Source organism: Agrobacterium sp. 6Ca8 (genome assembly GCF_055382765.1).
On sequence record NZ_AP026434.1, the window covers coordinates 638,645 to 660,209 of the forward strand.

Annotated in this window: 15 protein-coding genes; 10 read left to right on the plus strand and 5 right to left on the minus strand. The window is 60.1% G+C overall.

Annotated elements, in window-relative coordinates; translation table 11 throughout:
* Positions 1–3: 3 nt before the first annotated feature.
* Positions 4–507 carry a DUF995 domain-containing protein gene (locus tag ACZ5A6_RS17140; protein WP_003510879.1) on the plus strand — a complete coding sequence of 168 codons (504 nt, stop codon included), beginning with the start codon at positions 4–6 and terminating at the stop codon, positions 505–507.
* A 12-nt stretch (positions 508–519) separates the two neighbouring features.
* Positions 520–1,485 carry a glycoside hydrolase family 26 protein gene (locus ACZ5A6_RS17145; protein WP_003510877.1) on the plus strand — a complete coding sequence of 322 codons (966 nt, stop codon included), beginning with the start codon at positions 520–522 and terminating at the stop codon, positions 1,483–1,485.
* Positions 1,486–1,533: 48 nt separating this feature from the next.
* On the opposite strand, the gene ACZ5A6_RS17150 is transcribed toward ACZ5A6_RS17145, so the two are convergent.
* The gene (locus ACZ5A6_RS17150) at positions 1,534–2,718 is read right to left on the minus strand and encodes an AGE family epimerase/isomerase (protein ID WP_112153990.1); all 1,185 of its coding nucleotides are present in this window, start codon (positions 2,716–2,718) and stop codon (positions 1,534–1,536) included.
* A 433-nt stretch (positions 2,719–3,151) separates the two neighbouring features.
* Here ACZ5A6_RS17150 and bcsN point away from each other — a divergent pair, with 433 nt between their 5' ends.
* From bcsN to ACZ5A6_RS17175, 5 genes are all read left to right on the plus strand, one after another.
* Positions 3,152–4,051, plus strand: coding sequence for a cellulose biosynthesis protein BcsN (gene bcsN / locus ACZ5A6_RS17155; RefSeq protein ID WP_019564667.1), 900 nt, complete (start codon positions 3,152–3,154; stop codon positions 4,049–4,051).
* Positions 4,052–4,133: 82 nt separating this feature from the next.
* Positions 4,134–6,323 carry a UDP-forming cellulose synthase catalytic subunit gene (bcsA, locus tag ACZ5A6_RS17160; RefSeq protein ID WP_003510865.1) on the plus strand — a complete coding sequence of 730 codons (2,190 nt, stop codon included), beginning with the start codon at positions 4,134–4,136 and terminating at the stop codon, positions 6,321–6,323.
* Entirely contained in the window at positions 6,320–8,806 is a 2,487-nt protein-coding gene (locus tag ACZ5A6_RS17165) for a cellulose biosynthesis cyclic di-GMP-binding regulatory protein BcsB (protein ID WP_112292284.1), read from the plus strand. The genes bcsA and ACZ5A6_RS17165 overlap by 4 nt, the downstream gene beginning before the upstream one ends.
* Positions 8,803–9,858, plus strand: coding sequence for a glycosyl hydrolase family 8 (locus tag ACZ5A6_RS17170; RefSeq protein WP_019564665.1), 1,056 nt, complete (start codon positions 8,803–8,805; stop codon positions 9,856–9,858). Before ACZ5A6_RS17165 ends, ACZ5A6_RS17170 begins: the two co-directional genes overlap by 4 nt.
* The gene (locus ACZ5A6_RS17175) at positions 9,855–12,203 is read left to right on the plus strand and encodes a cellulose synthesis protein (RefSeq protein WP_019564664.1); all 2,349 of its coding nucleotides are present in this window, start codon (positions 9,855–9,857) and stop codon (positions 12,201–12,203) included. The genes ACZ5A6_RS17170 and ACZ5A6_RS17175 overlap by 4 nt, the downstream gene beginning before the upstream one ends.
* A gap of 30 nt (positions 12,204–12,233) precedes the next feature.
* Here the strand turns inward: ACZ5A6_RS17175 and ACZ5A6_RS17180 are convergent, their stop codons facing one another.
* On the minus strand, positions 12,234–13,388 hold the full coding sequence (locus ACZ5A6_RS17180) for an amidohydrolase (RefSeq protein WP_019564663.1): 1,155 nt from the start codon (positions 13,386–13,388) through the stop codon (positions 12,234–12,236).
* Between the two features lie 60 nt (positions 13,389–13,448).
* Positions 13,449–15,095: a GNAT family N-acetyltransferase gene (locus ACZ5A6_RS17185; protein WP_019564662.1), complete on the minus strand. Its 1,647-nt coding sequence runs from the start codon at positions 15,093–15,095 to the stop codon at positions 13,449–13,451.
* A 233-nt stretch (positions 15,096–15,328) separates the two neighbouring features.
* Here ACZ5A6_RS17185 and ACZ5A6_RS17190 point away from each other — a divergent pair, with 233 nt between their 5' ends.
* Together ACZ5A6_RS17190 and ACZ5A6_RS17195 are read left to right on the plus strand one after the other, a co-directional pair.
* Positions 15,329–16,063, plus strand: a complete 735-nt coding sequence (locus ACZ5A6_RS17190; RefSeq protein ID WP_003510849.1) for an SDR family NAD(P)-dependent oxidoreductase — start codon at positions 15,329–15,331, stop codon at positions 16,061–16,063.
* A gap of 38 nt (positions 16,064–16,101) precedes the next feature.
* Complete coding sequence (locus ACZ5A6_RS17195; protein ID WP_019564661.1) at positions 16,102–17,454, plus strand: aspartate aminotransferase family protein; 1,353 nt, start codon at positions 16,102–16,104, stop codon at positions 17,452–17,454.
* Positions 17,455–17,510: 56 nt separating this feature from the next.
* Here the strand turns inward: ACZ5A6_RS17195 and ACZ5A6_RS17200 are convergent, their stop codons facing one another.
* Together ACZ5A6_RS17200 and ACZ5A6_RS17205 are read right to left on the minus strand one after the other, a co-directional pair.
* A complete protein-coding gene (locus ACZ5A6_RS17200) occupies positions 17,511–17,948 on the minus strand; it encodes an EamA family transporter (protein ID WP_019564660.1) in 438 nt (145 codons plus the stop codon).
* Between the two features lie 192 nt (positions 17,949–18,140).
* Entirely contained in the window at positions 18,141–19,487 is a 1,347-nt protein-coding gene (locus ACZ5A6_RS17205) for a dicarboxylate/amino acid:cation symporter (protein ID WP_112292285.1), read from the minus strand.
* A gap of 236 nt (positions 19,488–19,723) precedes the next feature.
* Here ACZ5A6_RS17205 and ACZ5A6_RS17210 point away from each other — a divergent pair, with 236 nt between their 5' ends.
* Positions 19,724–21,565: a sensor histidine kinase gene (locus ACZ5A6_RS17210; protein ID WP_464111196.1), complete on the plus strand. Its 1,842-nt coding sequence runs from the start codon at positions 19,724–19,726 to the stop codon at positions 21,563–21,565.

Here is a 21,565-nt window from a genome sequence, read left to right on the forward strand (position 1 = left end):
GTGATGAGAACAACAATAAGCAAATGCGGGTTCTCCGCTTTCGTACTCTGCCTTGCGGTGATCGCGCCAAGTGCCGTCCACGCCGCGGGCGGCACGAAGACGCCGAAACCGCTCCGGACCAGCGAAGTCGTAGATATGTATTACGACAAGACCTGGAAATGGGAGACTGGTGGCGGACGCTTCATCGCCGATGGCCGCAAGTTCATCGCCCTGACTGAAGAGAAAGGCAAGAAGGCCGTCGGTGAAGGCCGCTGGACTGTCGATGCCAAAGGTACGCTGTGCATGCGAGCTACCTGGAAAACCGATGCCGGAAACGGCAAGGCAGACACGTGTTTCGACCACGGTCGCATCGGTCAGGTGCTTTACCAGCGCAAGCAGGGCGGCCCCTGGTACGTCTTCCGGCATAATCCGCCACGGCCCGGAGATGAATTCCTGAAACTTGTCCGCAAGGACGACGTCACCCCGCAAATCGCCGCCTATGGCAAGGCGATGACTGCGACGAGGTAGGAGGAAAGTGTCATGCAAATAACAAGAAGAAGACTGCTCTTTGCAAGCGGGGCTGCTGTTGCTGCTTCAGCCAGCATGTACCCCATATTCAAACTGGATGCCCAGGGGGTCGCGCCCATGGGCTCCACGGGCATGAAGACGCTTGCCGACAAACGTCCGACATTGCACGCGGATGGTATACGCTTCGGCGCCTACGATCCGCACGGCGATTTCACCGGCCAGACCGGGGTGGCGACGGAACATCTGTTCCTGCCCTGGGAGGACGTGGATCTCGACAGCCTCGCGCTCGCAGATGCCTATGCTCTGGAGCGCAAGCGTAATGTGTTGATCACGGTCGAACCCTGGTCATGGGACGTCAACTGGCGGCTCACCTCCGACGAGTTGCGTCGCAAGGTGATGGGAGGCGACTACGACAAGAACATGCAGGCGATCGCCGCACGCATGTCCGCAATGAAGAGCCCGCTGATCCTGCGTTGGGGACAGGAAATGGAAGACACATCCGGCCGCTTCTCGTGGTCGGGCTGGAACCCGCAGGACTATATCACGGCCTACAAACGCATGGTGGACATGACCCGCAAGGCGGTCCCCGGCGTCAAGGTGATGTGGTCGCCGAAAGGTCTCGACGGTCTGCGCGCTTACTATCCTGGTGACAATTACGCGGACCTGGTCGGTCTCTCGGTCTTCGGTCTCGAGGACTATGACAAGATCGAATATGGCGGGCCGCAGAAGTTCACCGATCTACTGCGCAAGGGCTATGGGCTTGTCGAAACCTTCAATAAACCGGTCTGGGTTGCTGAACTGGGTTATGAAGGCGGCGATTCCTACGTCCGTCCATGGATGAACGACGTGACGCTCAAACAGGCGGATTTTCCCAAGCTGGAAGAGGTCGTCTATTTCAACGACAAGGACGTGCACCCATGGCCGCACAATCTCGGCAAGCCCGACTGGCGCGTTGTGCGCCCGGCGCGGCTTAACTGAGGCTGGAGCGGGTAGAGCGGACGCCCGGCCCGCTCGCCCGCCCGGACTCTAATGGCTGGAGGCGAGTACGGCCTCGGCCTCATAGATGGCGCAGACGATGTGGTAGAAAGTGCTGGCCGGTGCCGGTTCGTCCAGCATCGGCTTGTCGGCCGGCCATTTGTCGAACCAAAGTCCTTTGACCGGTGTGTCGAGGAAAGGCTGCAGCGCGCCGATGGCCCTCAGGCCCGAGGCAAGATAACGCTGTCTTTCTTCACCAATGGTCACGCTGGCAAGGCGCAAGGCTGCCTTCAGCCATTCCGTCTGCGGCCAGAGCCGTGCCAGCCCGTCATGTACCGAAAAATCATCGTACAAGCTCATGATCGCGACCTTGCGGCGTGGGCAGATGCCATGCGCTTCGCCGATCTCGAACATGCGCTTGGCCTTGGCGATTGCCTCGTCATTGTTGCGCAGGCTGCCCCAGCGCACCAGAAGCCAGGCCCATTCGAACTGGTGACCGGGCTCCATGATGCGGCCCTTCTCGCCTTCAAACGGCATCCAGTCATGGCCGAAGAATTCGCGTAGCCCGCCATTGCTGCCATCGATGAAGCGGGTGAGTGCAAGGCCGGCGATCTCATCGGCCAGCGCGGTCCATGGACCTTCGGGGTCCTGCACTTCCCAGGCAAGCATCGCCTCGAAAAGATGCATATGCGGATTGGAGCACAGCGGCGTGCGCGGCGGGTTCGCTTCCTCAAAGCCGGCGACGGGGTGTTTGTAGTCGCGATTGAGGACGGCGAGGATCTCGAGCGCCCGGGCACGCATCTCGTCCTTGCGGTCGGGAAGGGCTGCGGCCGTCTGTGCTGCGGCGAAAAGCGCGAAAGCCTGATTGTAGAGATCGAAGGACGGATCGATCAGCTTGCCGGTCTGGTCGGCGAGGTTGCCGTAAAGGCCGTTATCGAGGCGATAGACCTTTTCGAACCAGCTCAACCCATGCAGCAACGCATCCTTCCACGGACCCTGCCAGCCGTTCTGGCCGGCGGCAGCGAAACAATAGGCCTGACGAGGCTGCACGCGGGCGCGGCGGTCATCAGAAAAAACCGGTTTCGCATCCTGGCCGAGGCGCTCGTAAAAACCGCCGTCCGGACGGGCGGAGCCAACCTCCCACCACAGCGGCAGTGCGTCCTCTTCAAGCCATTTCCGTAAGGTTCCGATCTCTTCGGCCAGCGCCTGAACGATACTCGGAAATTGCACAGTCATGCGTCAACTCTCTGTTTTTACAGTTGAATGAAAAAAGTGATCAATAAAAATACGTCATTATAGACGCAAGTAGACCATGGGACATATTGCGCTGCAACCGTAAAAATATCGACCTCACGCCGAGCGAACCCGCACCAGCGCGATTTGGTTCCGTCGTCTCGTCCGGCAAAGAAGGGATCCGAAACGATTCGGAGGCCACAAAGCATCAGAAATTACAATATAAATTTGATATTGCTTATTCGCCTGCCTCCAGTATTTCGTAACAATGGTCTGGTCATTAGTGATTCGGTCTCCTTTTAACCTGTTAGGGCTTGGGGAAATAAAGGGGCACGGGGCAGTGAAATTTTCTGCCTTTACTTCATTGCTATTCTCTATTGCAGTTCTTTCGGGCTGCAATACTCCCTCGGGCGTCAGGTCGTTCGGGGGCGCAAAGATGTTGTCTGCGTCCGAAGCACTGGTTTTCCCACCGCCCGGCGGTCCGGAAATCGTCACCGTAGTCAATCGCACCTACTCCAATGCCGTGGCACAGCAGGTCGTATTGCGCGCCGAAGCCGCTACGCCCGGACAGAACTACATCAAGGCCGAGTTCTTCGGTCCGCAGCAAGCCGGCGACACTGATCGCGATGCTTTGACTTTCTCCGGCTTTAAGGCATCCTCCGTCGCGCGGGAAATCCGCTCGGAGTTTCCGGGTGAGAACATCGTCATGTCGGCGAATTATCTGCAGAACGGTTACGGCGCCTTTTCTTATGCGGCCGGCAAGGGCCGGGGCAGCGATACCTGCCTTTATGGCTGGCAGGACATCCGCTCACCCGAAAGCATGCGGCAGGATTTCCGCAACCTGGGGCGTATCAAGGTGCGACTGCGCCTCTGCCAGTCGGGGGCAAGCGTCGAGCAGCTTCTGACGGTCATGTATAATTACACGATCACCGGCACCTATGCCTCGCAAAGCTGGAACCCCTATGGCACGCCGCAGGCGGTGGATCAGAACCTTGGGCGGCCGGGCCATCCGGTCTATCCCATGAAGACCAATGAGGTGCCGATGCGGCCCGGCAGTGAAGTGACTGCGAGCATACCATTGCAACCCGTGCGCCGTGCTGCCGTACCCGTCACGCCTGTTCAGCCGACGGCGCAGCCGCTACCGCCGGTGGCGGCAGTCAGTATTCCGTCACCCGCATCCGTTGGCGCGCCCGCCCAGCCCGCAAGGCCTGCTGTAGTCGGCAGGCGCGCGGCCAGCGTGCAGGTGGAGAGCCAGCAGCCGACGCAGGTTCCGCAGGTGGCTATTCCGTCGCCCACATGTCTGTCCGGTTCGGCAGCGCCTCCGGGATGCAGGTGATGGCTGGAGCAACAGCAGAAGAGGGCATTGCAAAAGATCCCGGTAAAAATTCCGGGCGGGGAAGAGAGCGGAAAGTTTCGGGATGAACAAGGCCATCACAATCATTGTCTGGTTTCTTGTGTCGCTTTGCGTTCTGGCCATCGTCACGATGCCGGTCAGCCTGCAGACGCACCTGGTCGCCACGGCGATCTCGCTCGTACTTCTCGCTACAATAAAGAGTTTCAACGGGCAGGGAGCCTGGCGGCTCGTGGCGCTTGGTTTCGGCACGGCCATCGTGCTTCGCTATGTCTATTGGCGCACCACGAGCACGCTGCCGCCCGTCAACCAGCTCGAAAACTTCATTCCCGGCTTTCTGCTTTATCTCGCTGAAATGTACAGCGTCGTGATGCTGGGTCTCAGCCTCGTCATCGTGTCGATGCCGCTGCCTTCCCGCAAGACCCGGCCTGGCTCGCCCGATTACCGGCCGACGGTCGATGTTTTCGTGCCGAGTTACAACGAGGACGCGGAGCTTCTCGCCAATACGCTGGCGGCGGCCAAGAACATGGATTACCCGGCCGACAAGTTCACCGTCTGGCTGTTGGACGACGGCGGCTCGGTGCAGAAGCGCAATGCCAGCAATATCGTCGAGGCGCAGGCGGCACAGCGCCGCCATGAGGAGTTGAAGAAGCTTTGCGAGGACCTCGACGTGCGTTATCTGACGCGCGAGCGCAACGTCCACGCCAAGGCCGGAAATCTCAATAACGGCCTCGCCCATTCCACCGGCGAACTGGTGACGGTGTTTGACGCCGACCATGCGCCGGCGCGCGATTTCCTTCTGGAAACGGTGGGCTATTTCGAGGAAGATCCCCGGCTCTTCCTGGTGCAGACGCCGCACTTCTTCGTCAATCCCGATCCGATCGAGCGCAATCTGCGCACCTTCGAGACGATGCCGAGCGAAAACGAGATGTTTTACGGCATCATCCAGCGCGGTCTCGACAAGTGGAACGGCGCGTTTTTCTGTGGTTCCGCCGCCGTGCTGCGGCGCGAGGCACTGCTGGATACGGAAGGGTTCAGCGGCGTCAGCATCACCGAGGACTGCGAAACGGCGCTCGCGCTGCATTCGCGCGGCTGGAACAGCGTCTATGTCGACAAGCCCCTGATCGCCGGGCTGCAACCGGCCACCTTCGCAAGCTTCATCGGCCAGCGCAGCCGCTGGGCGCAGGGCATGATGCAGATCCTGATCTTTCGCCAGCCTCTGTTCCGCCGTGGTCTCTCCTTCACGCAGCGTCTTTGCTACATGTCGTCGACGCTGTTCTGGCTTTTCCCGTTCCCGCGCACGATCTTCCTGTTTGCGCCGTTGTTCTACCTGTTCTTCGATCTTCAGATTTTCGTGGCTTCCGGCGGCGAGTTTTTGGCTTATACGGCCGCGTATATGCTCGTGAACCTGATGATGCAGAACTATCTCTATGGCAGCTTCCGCTGGCCGTGGATTTCTGAACTCTACGAATATGTGCAGACGGTCCACCTTCTGCCAGCCGTCGTGTCGGTGATCTTCAATCCCGGCAAGCCGACCTTCAAGGTGACGGCGAAGGACGAATCCATCGCCGAGGCGCGGCTTTCGGAAATCAGCCGCCCGTTCTTTGTCATTTTCGCACTTTTGCTGGTTGCGATGGCCTTTGCCATCTGGCGCATCTACGCCGAGCCATACAAGGCGGACGTCACACTCGTCGTCGGCGGCTGGAACCTGCTCAACCTTATCTTCGCGGGCTGTGCGCTTGGCGTCGTCTCCGAGCGCGGCGAAAAATCGGCGTCGCGGCGCATCACCGTCAAGCGGCGCTGCGAGGTCAAGCTTGAGGGTAGTGACGCATGGGTGCCGGCCTCCATTGACAACGTGTCGGTGCATGGCCTGCTGATCAATCTTTTCGACAGCACCACCGCTATCGAAAAGAACACGACAGCGATCATTAGGGTGAAGCCTCATAGCGAGGGCGTGCCGGAAACCATGACCATCAATGTGGTCCGCACGGTCCGGAACGACGGTTTCATTTCCATAGGCTGCACATTCTCGCCGCAGCGCGCCATCGATCATCGCCTGATCGCCGACCTGATCTTCGCCAATTCCGAGCAATGGAGCGAGTTCCAGCGCGTGCGCCGCAAGAACCCCGGCCTCATCAGAGGCACGGCGATCTTTCTGGCGATATCGCTCTTCCAGACGCAGCGCGGCCTGTTCTATCTGGCCAAGGCGCTCCGGCCCGCCTCCAAAACCGTCAAACCTGCCGGAGTTGTAAAATGAACGGCGGTAAAACGATCAGGAGTTCACTGACAGCGCTGATGTTGGGTGTCGTCGCAACCGGTGCGATGGCGCAGTCCTCACCCTTCGACATGTCGCCGGAGAAGCCCGCACAGACAGCCCCGGCACCCGTGCCGTCGCCGACACTTCCCCCAGCTGTACCGCGCCAGCCGCAGCCAGCCCAGCAATCGACCCAGCCTGCAGTGGGCCAGCCTCCTGTGGTAATGCAGCCCGCACCTGCGCCGCAACCGCCGCTGCGGCCGCTGACGCCACCCGTATCCATGCCGCCGCAGGGTCAGGCGAGACCCGCACCCGTTCAGGCATCGTCACCCGCGGCGGATAGCCGTCGCCGGTATATCTTGCCGTACGAAAAGCTCAGCCTTTCCGGCGAAATGGATCGGCGGCAGTGGAGCATTTATCTGACGCCCGAGCAGGTGAATGCCGCCGTTTCGCTGAATATTGGTTATCAGAACGCCATCGTGGTCGCGCCGGAAGACTCGAATTTCCAGGTCAGCCTCAACAATGTTCCGCTGGAGACGGCGCGCATTGAGGCGCCCGACGGTGAGGGCAATGTTTCCTTGAAAATTCCACCCGGTGTCCTGCAGGTGGGCGCGAATGTCGTGACGCTTGGCGTGCAGCAGCGCCACAGAACCGATTGCACAATCCAGTCCACTTATGATCTGTGGACCGATGTTAATCCGGCAAATACCTATATCGGCTTTAACGCCGATGTCGCGGGCAACTTCACCAATATCGACGATATCCAGGCAACCGGTCCGGACGCCAAGGCGGCAACGTCGATCGAGATCGTTGCACCTGCCCTCGGCAATCCGGCATTTGCAGATTCGCTGCTGCGCCTTTCTCAGGCTCTGGCACTCCGAACCCAGATGCCGAACCAGACGATCCGTTTCGTGGCAGCACCCTCCGCCGAACGCAAGGCGGGAACGCTGGTGGTTCTTGTCGGCACCGCACGCGAGATTGCCGGCTTCACCGGCGCGGTGCCGCCCGAGGCGTCGGCGGGTGCTTTTGCCGGCTTCGATACCACTGCACCGGGTGGCCTCTCGCCGCTCCTCGTCAGCGGTCCCACCCCGCAGGCGGTACAGGCGGCGATTGAGACGCTGTTTTCCTCGATCGCGCGCACGCCCGGTGCCCAGAGAACGACCTTTTCCACCCGCAGCTGGCATGCGCCGGATGTACCGCTCGTCATGTCGGACCGTCGCATCGCGCTTTCCGAGCTTGGGCTTGAGAGCAGCGAATTTGGTGGACGGCGTTTCCGCAACGAATTCTACGTCGGCATGCCCGCCGATTTTTATGCGTCGGCCTATGGCGAGGCGGCCATGCTGCTCGATGCCGCCTATTCCTCGCAGGTGCTGCCCGGTAGCCATATAGACATCTACGTCAATGACGAGATCGCCTCGACCGTGCCGATCTCCAACAATGGTGGCGGCATTTTCCGGCATCTGCCCATCAATGTGACGATGCGCCACTTCAAGCCTGGCCCGAACAAGATCACCATCGAGGCCGTGTTGATGACGGCGCAGGATCAGGTCTGCGCGCCGGGAGCGCCGGCCAGTACGACCCCGCGTTTTGCCCTGTTCGACACATCGGAAATCCATATTCCCGATTACGCGCAGATCGGTCGCAAACCGGATCTCGCCGCGATGTCCGGTGCCGGGCAGCCCTACAGGTTTGCCGCAAATCCCGTCGCGCTGTCGCTTGATCGTTTCGATAACGACACCATGTCGGCGGCGGCGACATTGGTCAGCCGGCTGGCAAGCGCTGCGGGATATCCGATCAATGTCGAGACCGTGGCCTCTCCGCTGGTGATCGGCGACCGTGACGCCCTGTTCGTCGGGACGATTTCGCAGTTCCCGCAATCGCTGATCAGCCAGTTCAATCTTGTCCCTTCCAGCCAGATATCCTGGAAAATGGGAACGGGCGTTCAGCCGCCTGCGCAGAACAGCGAAACCCTCTTTAATGACTGGCGAGAGCGGGTGGACGGCGGCATCTGGCAAGGCCAGGTTTCCTCCTTTGAGGAGTGGATGAAGCGGAATTTCGATCTGAGTTCCGATACGCTGCGTTTCCTGCCGGCGGCCGAGCAGCCCTATGCGCCGCCCGGCAATGTCTCCTTCATGCTGGTGCAGGGTCTAAGCCCTTCCGGCGAAGGGGTCTGGACGCTGGCTACCGCCCCGACGTCGGCGGAGCTTCGTGACGGCATGTCTTCGATGGTGCGTGAAAACCATTGGCGCGACGTCACCGGGCGGGTCGCAGCTTACGATGCCGGTGCAGAAAAGATCGAAACGGTCGAGGTGGGGCAGCCGTATTTCTATGTCACGCGGGCGTTTTCCCTCTCGAACTGGAGGTTGATCGCTGCTAATTGGCTGTCTTCCAATGTTCTTTCCTATTCGCTGGCATTCATCGGGTTCGTGTCGCTCCTGGGCTTTGCCACCTTCGCGATGCTGCGTATGATGGGGCGACACCGATGAGGCGTGGGATTTTTAGACTTGCCGGCATTTTCTGCGTGTCGCTGATGGCGTTGATCTCAGGCATCTCGATTGCCCGCGCCGCATCTGTCTCGCCTGAGGCCTGGTCGGCCTATAAAAGTGCGTTTCTCGATCCCGGCGGGCGCATCATCGATACCGGTAACGGCAATATCAGCCACAGCGAAGGCCAGGGTTACGGCATGTGGCTTGCCGTTCTTTCAGAGAACATTGCCGACTTCGAGCTGATATGGAGTTTTACCCGCACGGAACTCCTGGTGCGCGACGACGGTCTCTCCGCGTGGAAATGGGACCCGCGCACCAGACCGCATGTGACTGACATCAACAATGCCACGGATGGCGATATTCTGATTGCCTACGCGCTGGCGCTGGCTGCCGCGCAGTGGAACCGGCAGGACTATGCAGAGGCATCGGCGGCCATCGCATCGGCGGTCCTCAAGAAGACTGTCGTTCAGCGCGGCGGGCGAACGCTGCTTTTGCCCGCCGCCAGCGGCTTTGGCGAGGTTGACCGGGGCGACGGCCCGGTGGTCAATCCTTCCTATCTGATTTTCGAAGCATTTCCGGTCCTCAATCTCGTCGCACCATCGCCACTCTGGAAGGCGCTTGCCGACGACGGCGTGGCGCAGATCGCCACATTTGCTTTCAGCGACAGGAAACTGCCCGCCGACTGGGTGTCGATGAAGACGAAACCGCAACCGGCATCGGCGTTTCCGCCCGAGTTCGGTTACAATGCGGTGCGGATTCCGCTTTATCTTGCAAGGGCGAAAATGGGCTCGCCGGAGCTGCTTGACCGCCTGAAAAACGGCATGACGCTGGAAAGCGGTGCTGCGGGAACCTTCGATCTCAAGAGCGGCGCGGTCAAGGACGTTCTGTCGGATCCCGGTTATCGCATCATTCCGGCGCTCGCAGCCTGCGCCGGCGGCGGCCCGGCTGTGCCTGCCGAACTGAAAGGCTTTCAGCCAACGCTTTATTATCCTTCTACATTGCATCTTCTGGCATTGTCGTTTCTGGCAAGGAATAACGGGGAGTGCCGATGAACAAACCGCTGTCTACCTCGGCTCTCATCCTGCTTCTGATTGCTCTCGCCGCCTTCCACTGGCGCGACACCATTCTCGGACGTGTATCGGACATTCATACTTCGGCGGTTGGCGGCAACCGTGCGGCGCAGCGCGTTTCTCCAGCGGCAGCCAATCCGGCCCAGATCAACGCGTTCCTTAAAAATCGCGAGATGGCGCAGCTAACCCAACCCGTGACGCCAGCGGTAACGGTGCCGGCGACTGATCCGCAACCGCCGGTTACGCAGACACAGACGGGTGGACAGATATCGCAGCCCCAAATGGCGCAGGCGCCCGCACCCCGCCAGACCCAGCCGGCGTCATCAGACATGCTCGAGGTCGATCTCAGCGCGCTGCGCTATTTCGCGGCCAAGGGCGATACCCAGCGCCTTCAGGCCGAAATCGCGAGGCTGCGCACGCTCTATCCGAACTGGACACCGCCTGCCGATCCGCTCGCCATTCCCGTTAACGGCGATCCCCGGCTCGATGCCATGTGGCAGCTTTATAGCGACGGCCGTTACGCCGAGGTCAGAAAGGCGATCGCCGACCGCCAGCAGGCGGAACCCGGCTGGCAGCCTCCCGACAATCTGACCGGCATGCTTTCCCTCGCCGAGGCCCGCCAGCGGCTCGTCAACGCTTCCGATCTCAAGCAATATGCGACAGTGGTGGACGCGGCCGCCAGCAATCCCGGCCTGCTGACCTGTAGCGAGGTGGATGTCCTGTGGCGGGTTGCCGATGCGTTTGCCAATACCGACCGCATGGGACGGGCGCGCGACGCCTATCTCTACATTCTCAACAATTGCACGACGCCAAGCGACAGGCTCGCCACGGTGCAGAAGGCGTCCGCGCTTTTGCCGGCGGAGATGATCGGCGATTTGCTTGCCAAGGAAAAGCCCAACGCAGACGGTCAGCTGGAATTCGAACCGGTCAAGAACGATCTCGCCCGCCAATTCGTGGCGAAGGCAGGGGAGAAGGAGGGAATTTCCGTTCCTTCCGCCTATCTGATGCGGCTTGAAAGGCTTGCCGAGACCGACAAGCTTGCAAGCGATGCCCTGTTGCTCGGCTGGTATAATATCCGCCAGAAGAACATGGCGGAGGCGGAAAAGTGGTTTCGCAAGGCGCGGGAAGAGGAAGACAGCGCGTCTGCTTCGCAGGGGTTGGCGCTGGCGCTGATCGACCGCAACGAGCCACGTGAAGCTGAGGAGGTCATGTATAAGTGGCGCACCGCTTCGGACGACGGGCTTGCGACCTATCTTGCCGCGACAGCCAATCTTCTGGCGCTTGAGCCGCCTGTGGTCCTTCCGCCGGATGTGTTGCAGCGCATCGCCGCTGAAACAATAACTCGCAAGGATGCGGCGACCGCGCAGCAGTTCGGCTGGTATTCGCTTGCTTTCCGGCAGACGCCGCTCGCCTTGCAATGGTTCAGCACTGCGCTTGGCTGGAAAGCCGATGACGAACCATCGGCCTATGGCATGGCAGTCAGCTATCACGATCTGCGCAATCTCGCCGGTCTGCGCAGCATACAGCAGCAATGGGCAAGCCGCTCGCAACGCATCGCTGATGTGGGAACGGCACGTATGGTGGACCAGTCCGCGCAGCAGATAGCGCCCGTCACCGCACCGCCTGTCGCCACAGCTTCCCAGACAACGGCACCCGCGCCCTATGCGCCGCAGTCTGAGACAGTGGTGGCTTATAGCCAGCCCCAGCCGTCTGTCCAGCAGCCGGCTCCGGAACCTTCGCGCAAGCAGGCGCGTCTGCCAGCGCAGACGCAGAGGACCGTAAGTGCCTCGTCACGTCCACGCTCCTGCGCGGTCTATCCCGATCCCCAGCGCCTGCCCGCACAGCAGGCGCTTGATCTCGGCTGGTGCCTGATGGAGACCAACCGGCCGGCGGAAGCCCTGAAGGCTTTCGAATCCGCAATTGCCGGTGGCCAGTCGACTGTTAAAAGCGATGCGGCCTATGGCCAGAGCCTTGCCTATCTGCGCATGGGGCTGACGGACCATGCCGCTGTCTCGGCGACGAAATCGCGCATGGACCGCCCGCGCGCGACTGAGTTGCAGGTTTCAATCCTGGCCGACAGAGCGGTTTCCGCCTTCCAGTCCAAACGTTATGCGGAAACGCTTCTCCTGCTTGATCAGCGTGCGCGGCTTGCCGATGAGCGCACCGATCTCATGGTATTGCGCGGTTATTCCTATCTTGCCATGAACCGCTACGCCGATGCTGCGCAGATTTTCGAAAGTCTGACGTCCATTGGCGATAAGGAGGGCATCAGGGGACTGGCAGCTGTCCGTGCCGCCCGGCCGAGCAGAGGGCCCCAGGGCGGCTGATGGCGTGGGGCGGCAATGGGCTGCCGCTGCTTACCCCGCGTCTGTGAGGTTGCGGATGATGCGCATGAAGATGCGTGCGCCGATATCGATCAGCCCATCCGGAAAGTCGTAGTCGGGATTGTGCAGGTTGGGATAGTCCTTGCCTGCACCCAAAAAGAACATGGCCGATGACGAGACGGCGCGGAACCTTCCGAAATCCTCGGAGGCTCGCATCGGCAAACCTTCCGAACCGTGGGAAATTTTCTCTGCAGTCAGCGCCCGCAGGATATGGTCGACGGCTTCCGGCGCATTTTCGCAATGCAGGAAAATATCGTCATAGGCGATATCGAGTGTCAGTTTCTGTTCTTCGGCCACCTTTTTTGCCAGCGCTTCCGCATCTGCGCAGAGTTTTTCCATTCGGTCGTCTGTCAGCGTCCGGAGCGTCGCCCAGATTTCCGCATCTGCCGGAGAAATGCCGAAGGCCGCTTCACCCATCACGGCATGGGTGATTGTCACCATCGAAAAATCGGGTTGCGGTGGAAAGCCGGAACCGAGATCGGTCAAAGCCGGCATCAACTCAGATATCGCCCGCATCGGCGAGACGCCATGCTCCGGTGAGGAGGCGTGCGCGGTCTTGCCGGAGAAGCGGATTTTGATGCCGCGTGATGCGCAGTTGACCGGCCCTTCCACCACGCTGACATGGCCGAATGGCAGGCCTGGAAGATTGTGAAGAGAAAAGGAATAATCCGGCTTCATCTCGCCAAAGCGCGGATCGGCGATGACGGCGGCCGCGCCCGCACCTGTCTCTTCTGCCGGTTGGTAGAGCAGTACGACGCTGCCGGTTTCCGGGCGCTTTCTGGAAAGTCCAAGTGCAAGCGCCGTCAGAATGGTGGAATGACCGTCATGGCCGCAAAGATGGCCCTTACCATCTGTGCCGGAGCGGTATTCGGCGTCGGTTTTTTCCTGAATGGGCAGAGCGTCGAGTTCCGAGCGGATGAGGACTACCGGACCGCTTTTGCCGCTGTCATAGACCGCTGCCACGCCATGACCACCCAGATCGGTGAACATCCGATCCGGTTTTGCCTGCTCGAGGAAATCGCGAATACGCCGCGCTGTTTCCTTCTCCTCGCCGGAAATTTCCGGATGGCGGTGCAGATCATGGCGCAGCTCGATGAGGTCAAGCATATCCTTGTTGGTCAGAAACATAAAAAACCCTTGCAAGTCGTCCGGCCGATTTTTTCTGCCGCAACTTACAGGTCATTACGTTCAATGCAAAACCTTTGGCGGACGCCAGCGCTTGCCCGTCGATTTTGGCCTGGCGCTCAGCGTGATGACATCGGCAGGCAGCGGAATCCTGGCCTTTCCCAGTTCCAGCCGGGCAAGGGCTGCGCGCGCCTTTTCGGCATATTCCAGATGCGTAGCGTCGTCAGAATGGTAATGCTGCAATCTGTCGAGGATTTCGGCGCCTTCCATCGTTCTTTCGGCCGCAATCAGCGCCACGGCGCATTTGTAGAGCGCCTCGCGGTGGAAGGGGGCGCGATTGGTCACCTGACGGAATGCTTCGGACGCCTCGTGATATTGCCGTTGCGCCAACCGCGCTTCGCCTATGCGCATCCAAAGCAGAACCGGGTCCTGACCGCTGCCGAGGAGACCGAGGAAAGCGATTTCCGCTTCGCGGAATTCACCGCGGTCGAAGGTCAGATTGGCCAGCCCGAATTGTGCGCCAAGGTGATCGGGCGCGGCTGCCAGCACCTGGGAAAAGGCGATGTTGGCGGCCGCCTTCTTGCCCGTCTTATAAAGTTTGAGACCCTCTTCGTAGACGAAGCGTATGCTGCGCGGGTGGAGCTTGCCGCCGAGATTGTCGCCCGAGCGGGTGCGGAACAGCGTGCAGCTGAGCTTGTGCTCCTCCGGGCCGAAGAAATATTTGTACGGCTCGTTGCCTCGCAGGAAATCATAAGTCTTGAAACCCTGTTCGATCGCCCTGCGGATGCAGTGTCCGTGCAGCACGAGGCCGGGTGAGGGGGTCTTCCAGTTCTCGTCACGACCGGTAATGTAGAACAATACCGATTTTTTCTGCCGGTCGATGATATTGGCAAGCGCGCCGAGCGGCTGGTCGCCGAACCACAGGACCGGCACTTCCAGATCGCCGCGTATATACACATCCATCAGCATTTGCCGTGTTGCGCCGATCAACAGTTCGGTGCGCTCCTTGCCCTTGTGCGGCGCCCAGCGGATGCGCCAGAAATCGAACAGGATGCCCATGTCCCGCTTGATTGTTTCTCTCGTTGCGAAGGTGATGCGGTATTCGTCACCGCTTTCCACCTTCCTCATGAAGCGCCGGAGCTTTTGCCGGGACTGGCTGCTCATATGGCTGTCGAGATAGGAGTCGAACGTGTCCGGCAGGGCCACGACCGGGCAGATGCAATTGTTGATGTTATAGGGGTTGGTCGGCATGTTGTCGCGGAACATGACGAGCGGCCCCTGAAGCGCGCGGATCATCGCGTCGCGCCGCTCCGGTGGGCCGGAAAGATAGTCGAGCTTGAGTTCGGTCCAGTTCTGCTGCCGAATATAGGAACAGAAACCGGCAACCGCGTTATTTTCATATTCCGGCAGAGTGATGAAGCCGGTGTAATCCGCCGCGGCATTGCCAGCCATGACTATGCTGTCGTGGAAGCGGCCGGTTTTCTTGTCCGGTTCGGTGACGATGCGCAGCGGAAAAAATGCCACATAGGGCGAGCCTTCGGGGCGTTCCCTGAGCGCCAGGATGAACCAGCGCTTGCGGCGCGGCATGTAATCCCGCAGCCAGCCCCAGGACAGGAAGTGTCGGGAATGGGGATCGGCCATGAACACCGTTTCCCAGTTTTGCCGGATCGCCTCGAAGCCGGCGTCGGTGTCGATGATGTCGATACGCATTCGTCCCCCTCCCAATACGGATCACAGATTCGGGAGATTGCATTTTATGAGCAAATGGCCGGCTTCAAATATTCCCTTCGGGTGAAAGGCCTATATCAAATGGGATTAGCCCGTAACGCGGCTCCCATTCGTGCACCGCGACAAAATAGCCCTTGTCAGCGGGTCGCAGCACTCTAACATGCGGGCTGAATGCGCGACCGGCTCAACGGTTCGCATGGCAAAGGAGTTCTTTCATGGCTGTTCCTTTTATGCTTTTGACTGGTGCGAGCCGCGGAATAGGGCATGCCACCGTCAAGCTGTTTCAGGAAAAAGGCTGGAGAATCCTGACCGTATCGCGGCAACCCTTTTCGGAGGAATGCCGCTGGCCATCCGCGCGCGAAAGCCATATCCAGGCCGATCTGGAGGACCTGTCCCGCATCGACGATCTGGCCGACGAGGTGCGCTCGCGCCTGCCGGAAGGAAAGCTGGCCGCACTCGTCAACAATGCCGGAATCTCGCCGAAGGGCGAAGGCGGTAGCCGCCTTGGCGTTGCCGACACAACGGCGGAGATTTGGACGCGGGTGCTAAACGTCAATCTCGTCTCGACGGCGCTTCTTGCCCGTGCGCTTTTGCCGGAACTGGAGGCGGCAAAAGGCTGCATCGTCAACGTTACCTCCATTGTCGGCTCGCGGGTGCACCCTTTCGCCGGCGTCGCCTATGCCGCATCGAAGGCGGGACTTGCGGCGCTGACACGGGAGCTGGCGCATGAATTCGGGCCGCGCGGCGTGCGCGCCAATGCCATAGCGCCCGGCGAAATCAACACCGCCATCCTTTCACCCGGAACCGCTGAACTCGTGGAAGCGCAGGTCCCGCTCGGGCGGCTCGGCACCACGGCGGAGGTGGCGCAGACCATCTACTTCCTCTGCTCGGAGCAGTCGAGCTACATCAACGGCGCAGAAATTCTCATCAATGGCGGCCAGCACGTCTGACGCTTCAGCCCATCCAACCGAAACGGAGCCTTTATCCCATGACCATTCTGCCGAATTCCGTCGAGGCACGCGATATCGCCTACCAGATGCATCCAAACGTCAATCTGCGTAAATTCGAAAAGACCGGTGGTCTGGTCATCGAAAGTGGTGAAGGCATCTATGTGACCGACAGCAGCGGCAAGCGTTATATCGAGGCGATGGCAGGGCTTTGGTCTGTGGCGCTTGGCTTCGGTGAACAGCGACTGGTGGACGCTGCGACAAAGCAGATGCAGAAGCTGCCCTATTACCACACCTTCTCCTACAAGACGCACGGCCCGTCGGTCGATCTTGCCGAGTTGCTGATCGAGCTTGCGCCAGTGCCGATGTCGAAGGTTCATTTCACGTCTTCGGGATCGGAGGCGAACGATCTCGTTGCCAAGATGGTGTGGTATCGCTCCAATGCGCTGGGCAAAAAGAACAAGAAGAAGATCATTGGCCGCATCAAGGGTTATCATGGCGTGACGATTGCCTCTGCCTCGATCACCGGCCTGCCGCGCAACCATGAAAGCTTCGACCTGCCGCTGGACCGCATGCTGCATACGGCCTGCCCCTCCTATGTGCACTTCGGCAAGCAAGGTGAAAGCGAGGCGGATTTTACCGCGCGTATTCTGAAGGAACTCGAAGATCTGATCCTCAGCGAAGGCCCGGAAACCGTTGCCGCCTTCTGGGGCGAGCCGGTGATGGGTGCCGGCGGGGTTCTTCTGCCGCCTGAAGGTTATTGGGAAGGTGTGCAGGCGATCCTGAAGAAATACGACATTCTGCTTGTCGTGGACGAGGTCATCTGCGGGTTCGGCCGCACCGGCAAGATGTTCGCCTGCGAGACCTACGGCATCAAGCCGGATGTGCTTGTTGTTTCCAAGCAGATATCCTCATCCTACATGCCGCTGTCGGCGATCATCATGAATGACGGTTTTTACCAGCCGATCGCCGACGAATCCGACCGGATCGGCTCCTTCGGCCATGGTTATACCGCCTCCGGCCACCCGGTCGCGACGGCCGTCGGTCTCGAAAACCTGAAGATTATTCAGGAGCGCGATCTGGTCGGCAATGTCGCGAGGCTGGAAGGCAAGTTCCTCGATCATCTGAAAGCGCTTTCCGACCATCCGCTGGTGCATTCCTCGCGCGGCGTCGGTCTTCTTGGCGCGCTGGAGATAAAGCCGTGGGAAGGTACGAAGCCGGGCGATGCGACGCTCGTCATTGCCGCCGGCATTGAGGATGAGGGCGTGATCACTCGCCCGATCGGCGAATCGATCTGCTTCTGCCCACCGCTGATCATCACGGCCGAGCAGCTTGATGAGCTGTTCGCCGGCGTTAAGCGGGGACTGGACAAGGTTGCGGCCGCACGCGCTTGATGACTTTGCGAATGTCCCGGCCGGTTCGTCCGGCCGGGCGCCGCTGTTAGCTTGCCTTATCCCCGGTATGCCACAAGCACCGCGCCGCAGGCGATTAGCACCACACCCAGCCAGTTGGGCAGCGACAGCCGTTCCCCCAGAAACAGAACCGCGAAGACGGCGACGAACACGACACTGAGCTTGTCGATGGGGGCGACGCGGGCGGCATCGCCGATTTTCAGCGCCCGGAAGTAACATATCCAAGATGCGCCGGTCGCCAGCCCCGAAAGCACGAGAAAGGTCCAGGTACGCGCCGAAATGGTGGAGGGCTGTTGCCAGTTGCCGGTAACATAAACCATCAGGCCAGCGGCAGCGAGAATGACGATGGTGCGTATGAAGGTGGCGAAATCGGAATTGACGTTTTCGATGCCGATTTTCGCAAAAATCGCAGTCAATGCCGCAAAGGCCGCCGATAGCAGTGCCCAGAATTGCCAGGCCAGAAACAGGTTCTTCATAAGGGCCTACTCCGTTTTTCGCATTCGTTCTCGCTCGATCTGGCCTATAACATCCGCACGGCGATAAAAACCGTTTTCGACGGTTGGGAGGGCTTCAAACGATGAAAGGCCGGAGCATCGATCTGATGCGCCGGCCTTCATTCGAGAGCCTGCCCGGACGAACCGGGACAGGCTGGACCTTGGGAGGTCGTGTTATTCGGCGGGCTGAACCGCACCCGGAAGCGAATCCACATCGGCGATGCCAGTGAATTCTTCCTTGCCGCTGAGAACGCGGGCGAGCTGTTCCTGATCCAGTTCACCTTCCCAGCGGGCAACAACGATGGTCGCGACCGCATTGCCGACGAAGTTGGTGAGTGCGCGGCATTCCGACATGAAGCGGTCGATGCCGAGGATGAGCGCCATGCCGGCAACCGGAACCGACGGCACGACGGAGAGCGTTGCGGCCAACGTGATGAAGCCAGCGCCTGTGATGCCGGCAGCACCCTTGGAGGAGAGCATGGCCACGAGCAGCAGCAGGATCTGTTCGCCGAAGGAGAGGTGGATGCCGGTCGCCTGTGCGATGAACAGGGCAGCCAGCGTCATGTAGATGTTGGTGCCGTCGAGGTTGAAGGAATAACCGGTGGGGATGACGAGACCGACGACGGAGCGCTTGCAGCCCGCCTTTTCCATCTTGCTCATCAGGCCCGGCAGGGCGGCTTCCGAAGACGAGGTACCGAGAACCAGAAGCAGTTCTTCCTTGATGTAGCGGATAAGCGCGACGATCGAGAAGCCGTTATAGCGGCAGACAGCGCCGAGGACCACGAACACGAACAGTGCTGATGTGACGTAGAAGGTGCCGATCAGCATCGCGAGGTTGGTGACGGACGAGATGCCGTATTTGCCGATGGTGAATGCCATGGCGCCGAAGGCACCGATGGGGGCGGCCTTCATCAGGATCGCGACCAGCTTGAAGATCGGATACATCATGGCATGCATGAAATCGGTGACGGGCTTGCCCTTTTCGCCGACGATACCGAGCGCGATGCCGAACAGCACGGAGAAGAACAGCACCTGCAGGATATCACCGCTGGCGAATGCGCCGACGATGGTGGTCGGGATGATGTTCATCAGGAAGCCGGTGATGGTCTGCTCATGGGCCTTGTCGGCGTAGGTCGCGACGGCCTTGGCATCCAGCGTGGCCGGATCGATGTTCATGCCGGCACCCGGCTGCACAGTGTTGGCGACGATGAGGCCGACAATGAGCGCGAGGGTGGAGAACACGAGGAAGTAGATCATGGCCTTGCCGGCCACGCGTCCAACCTTCTTCATATCGTTCATGCCGGCGATGCCGGTTGCGACAGTGAGGAAGATGACGGGAGCGATGATCATCTTGACGAGACGGATAAAGCCGTCGCCGAGCGGCTTCAGCTGTTCGCCAAAGGCCGGATAGAAATGGCCAAGCGCGATACCGGCGATAATGGCGACCACAACCTGGAAATACAGGTGCTTGTAGAATGGCTGCTTGGCGTGGCCTGCCGCCACGGTTGTTGTATCGATCATGTTTTTTCCTCCTCGGCCTCACCCTGCCTTAATTGGCCTCCCGGGATCGCCGTGTCGTTGACGGCTTCGCGCCGATTGAGGAGTCATGTGCAATACGCATGCCAGACTTGCTTATTTGGTGTAACTGGCTGATTTAAAAAGTACTTTTTATTGACGCCGTATCAGCTCGCCGATGTATGTGCGGATATCCGGACAAAACCTCTTGCGGTCTGTGTGTAAATCCGCACAATTGTCGCATGACCCAAGAAGATCAGGCCTCTCATTCCCAGGCACGACGGCGCGCTCAATGGCTGGCGTTGGCGGGCTTGTGGCTGCTCGTCAGCCTGGGAGTTCTGTTGGTTGCCGATGACTTTGCGCGAAACCAGGCAATACGCACCGCCGCGTCCGAGGCCTCCACCGATGCCGAACTCAAGATCGCGCTTCTGAATGTTGCGCTGGAGCGGCCGCGCGCCATTCCGCTGGTTCTGTCCGGCGACCCCGACCTTGCGATTGCGCTGGATGGCGGTGGCGCGCCTGCCATTGACCGGCTGAACCGCAAGCTGGAGGGGCTGATCGAAGGCACGCAGTCCTCTGTCATCTATGTGACCGGACCGACCGGCTTGACAATTGCCTCCAGTAACTGGCGACAGGCCGACAGCTTCGTCGGCTCCAATTATGCCTTCCGCGAGTATTTTCAGGCGGCGATGAATACCGGCATGTCCGAACATTATGCGCTTGGCAATGTCAGCCGCCGGCCGGGCCTTTATATCTCGCGCCGCATCGATGCCGCAGACGGTCGGCCGCTCGGCGTCGTCATCGCCAAGGTGGAGTTCAACCGTCTGGAGGCGGATTGGAACATCGGCGGCAAACCGGTCTATGTGGTTGACAGGAACGGCGTCGTGCTGATGACGAGCGTGCCGGATTGGCGCTTCAAGACCGTAGCGCCGATTGACGAGGCGCGACGCAAAGCCATTTCCGAAAGCCTGCAATTCGGTAACGAGGCGCTTACAACGCTGCCGTTCCGGATGGCGCGACTCTCGAGCGACGGCGTTCCGCTTATCCGTGTCGATGACCCGGCAAGTGAGCGCGGCGATTATCTGCGGTTGGAAACGCCGGTGCCGACGACCTCATGGACCCTGCATTATCTGCAACCGGTGGCACCGGCGCTGAACGCCGCCATTCGCGAGGGCAGGGTGGTGGCGCTGGCAACGCTGATGCCGCTGATGGCGCTTTCGGCTCTGTGGCTGTGGCGCAGGCACAAGGCGCTGAGGGAAAAGGAAGAGGAGCAGCGCGCCCGCACCGAGCTGGAAATGAAGGTGCAGGAGCGCACCCGTGATCTGACAAGGACCCGCGACCATCTTCAGGCGGAAATTGCCCTGCACGAAAAGACGACAGGTGAATTGCGCAACGTGCAGCACGAGCTGGTGCAGGCCAACCGTCTCTCCATTCTAGGGCAGGTGGCGGCGGGCGTTGCCCACGAAATCAACCAGCCGGTAGCGACGATCCGCGCCTTTGCCGACAATGCCCGCACCCTGCTGAAACGCGACCGCATGGCGGAGGCCAACGAAAATCTCGAAAACATCGCGGCATTGACCGATCGCATCGGCACGATTACCGGCGACCTGAAGATATTGGCGCGCAAGGGCCGCACCGCTGCCGAACCGGTCAGTCTCAAGCTGGTCATCGAAGGCGCGGTGATGCTGTTGCGCAGTCGTTTTTCCGGACAGATGGATGCACTTGATATCGTGTTGCCGGATCAGGACCTGAAGGTGCTTGGCAGCCGCATCCGGCTCGAGCAAATTCTCATCAACCTTCTGCAAAACGCACTGGAAGCCACTGAAGAAATTGATGCGGCGCGTGTCGAGGTGCGGGTGCGCGAGGAAGGGGACATGGTCTTGCTTTCGGTCAGCGACAATGGGACCGGCATTCCCGAAGCGATCCGCGCCCAGCTTTTTTCGCCCTTTAATACATCTAAGGAAAGCGGCCTAGGCCTTGGTCTCGTCATCTCCAACGATATCGCCTCCGACTATGGCGGGCGGATTGAGGTAACGAGCAGCGAGGCAGGCACGTCTTTTTCCGTATATCTGAAGCGAGCATAA

Coding starts and splice junctions, on each gene's coding strand:
- ACZ5A6_RS17140 (WP_003510879.1), top strand. CDS start 4: ATGAGAACAACAATAAGCAAATGCGGGTTCTCCGCTTTCGTACTCTGC.
- ACZ5A6_RS17145 (WP_003510877.1), top strand. CDS start 520: ATGCAAATAACAAGAAGAAGACTGCTCTTTGCAAGCGGGGCTGCTGTT.
- ACZ5A6_RS17150 (WP_112153990.1), bottom strand. CDS start 2,718: ATGACTGTGCAATTTCCGAGTATCGTTCAGGCGCTGGCCGAAGAGATC.
- bcsN (WP_019564667.1), top strand. CDS start 3,152: ATGTTGTCTGCGTCCGAAGCACTGGTTTTCCCACCGCCCGGCGGTCCG.
- bcsA (WP_003510865.1), top strand. CDS start 4,134: ATGAACAAGGCCATCACAATCATTGTCTGGTTTCTTGTGTCGCTTTGC.
- ACZ5A6_RS17165 (WP_112292284.1), top strand. CDS start 6,320: ATGAACGGCGGTAAAACGATCAGGAGTTCACTGACAGCGCTGATGTTG.
- ACZ5A6_RS17170 (WP_019564665.1), top strand. CDS start 8,803: ATGAGGCGTGGGATTTTTAGACTTGCCGGCATTTTCTGCGTGTCGCTG.
- ACZ5A6_RS17175 (WP_019564664.1), top strand. CDS start 9,855: ATGAACAAACCGCTGTCTACCTCGGCTCTCATCCTGCTTCTGATTGCT.
- ACZ5A6_RS17180 (WP_019564663.1), bottom strand. CDS start 13,388: ATGTTTCTGACCAACAAGGATATGCTTGACCTCATCGAGCTGCGCCAT.
- ACZ5A6_RS17185 (WP_019564662.1), bottom strand. CDS start 15,095: ATGCGTATCGACATCATCGACACCGACGCCGGCTTCGAGGCGATCCGG.
- ACZ5A6_RS17190 (WP_003510849.1), top strand. CDS start 15,329: ATGGCTGTTCCTTTTATGCTTTTGACTGGTGCGAGCCGCGGAATAGGG.
- ACZ5A6_RS17195 (WP_019564661.1), top strand. CDS start 16,102: ATGACCATTCTGCCGAATTCCGTCGAGGCACGCGATATCGCCTACCAG.
- ACZ5A6_RS17200 (WP_019564660.1), bottom strand. CDS start 17,948: ATGAAGAACCTGTTTCTGGCCTGGCAATTCTGGGCACTGCTATCGGCG.
- ACZ5A6_RS17205 (WP_112292285.1), bottom strand. CDS start 19,487: ATGATCGATACAACAACCGTGGCGGCAGGCCACGCCAAGCAGCCATTC.
- ACZ5A6_RS17210 (WP_464111196.1), top strand. CDS start 19,724: ATGACCCAAGAAGATCAGGCCTCTCATTCCCAGGCACGACGGCGCGCT.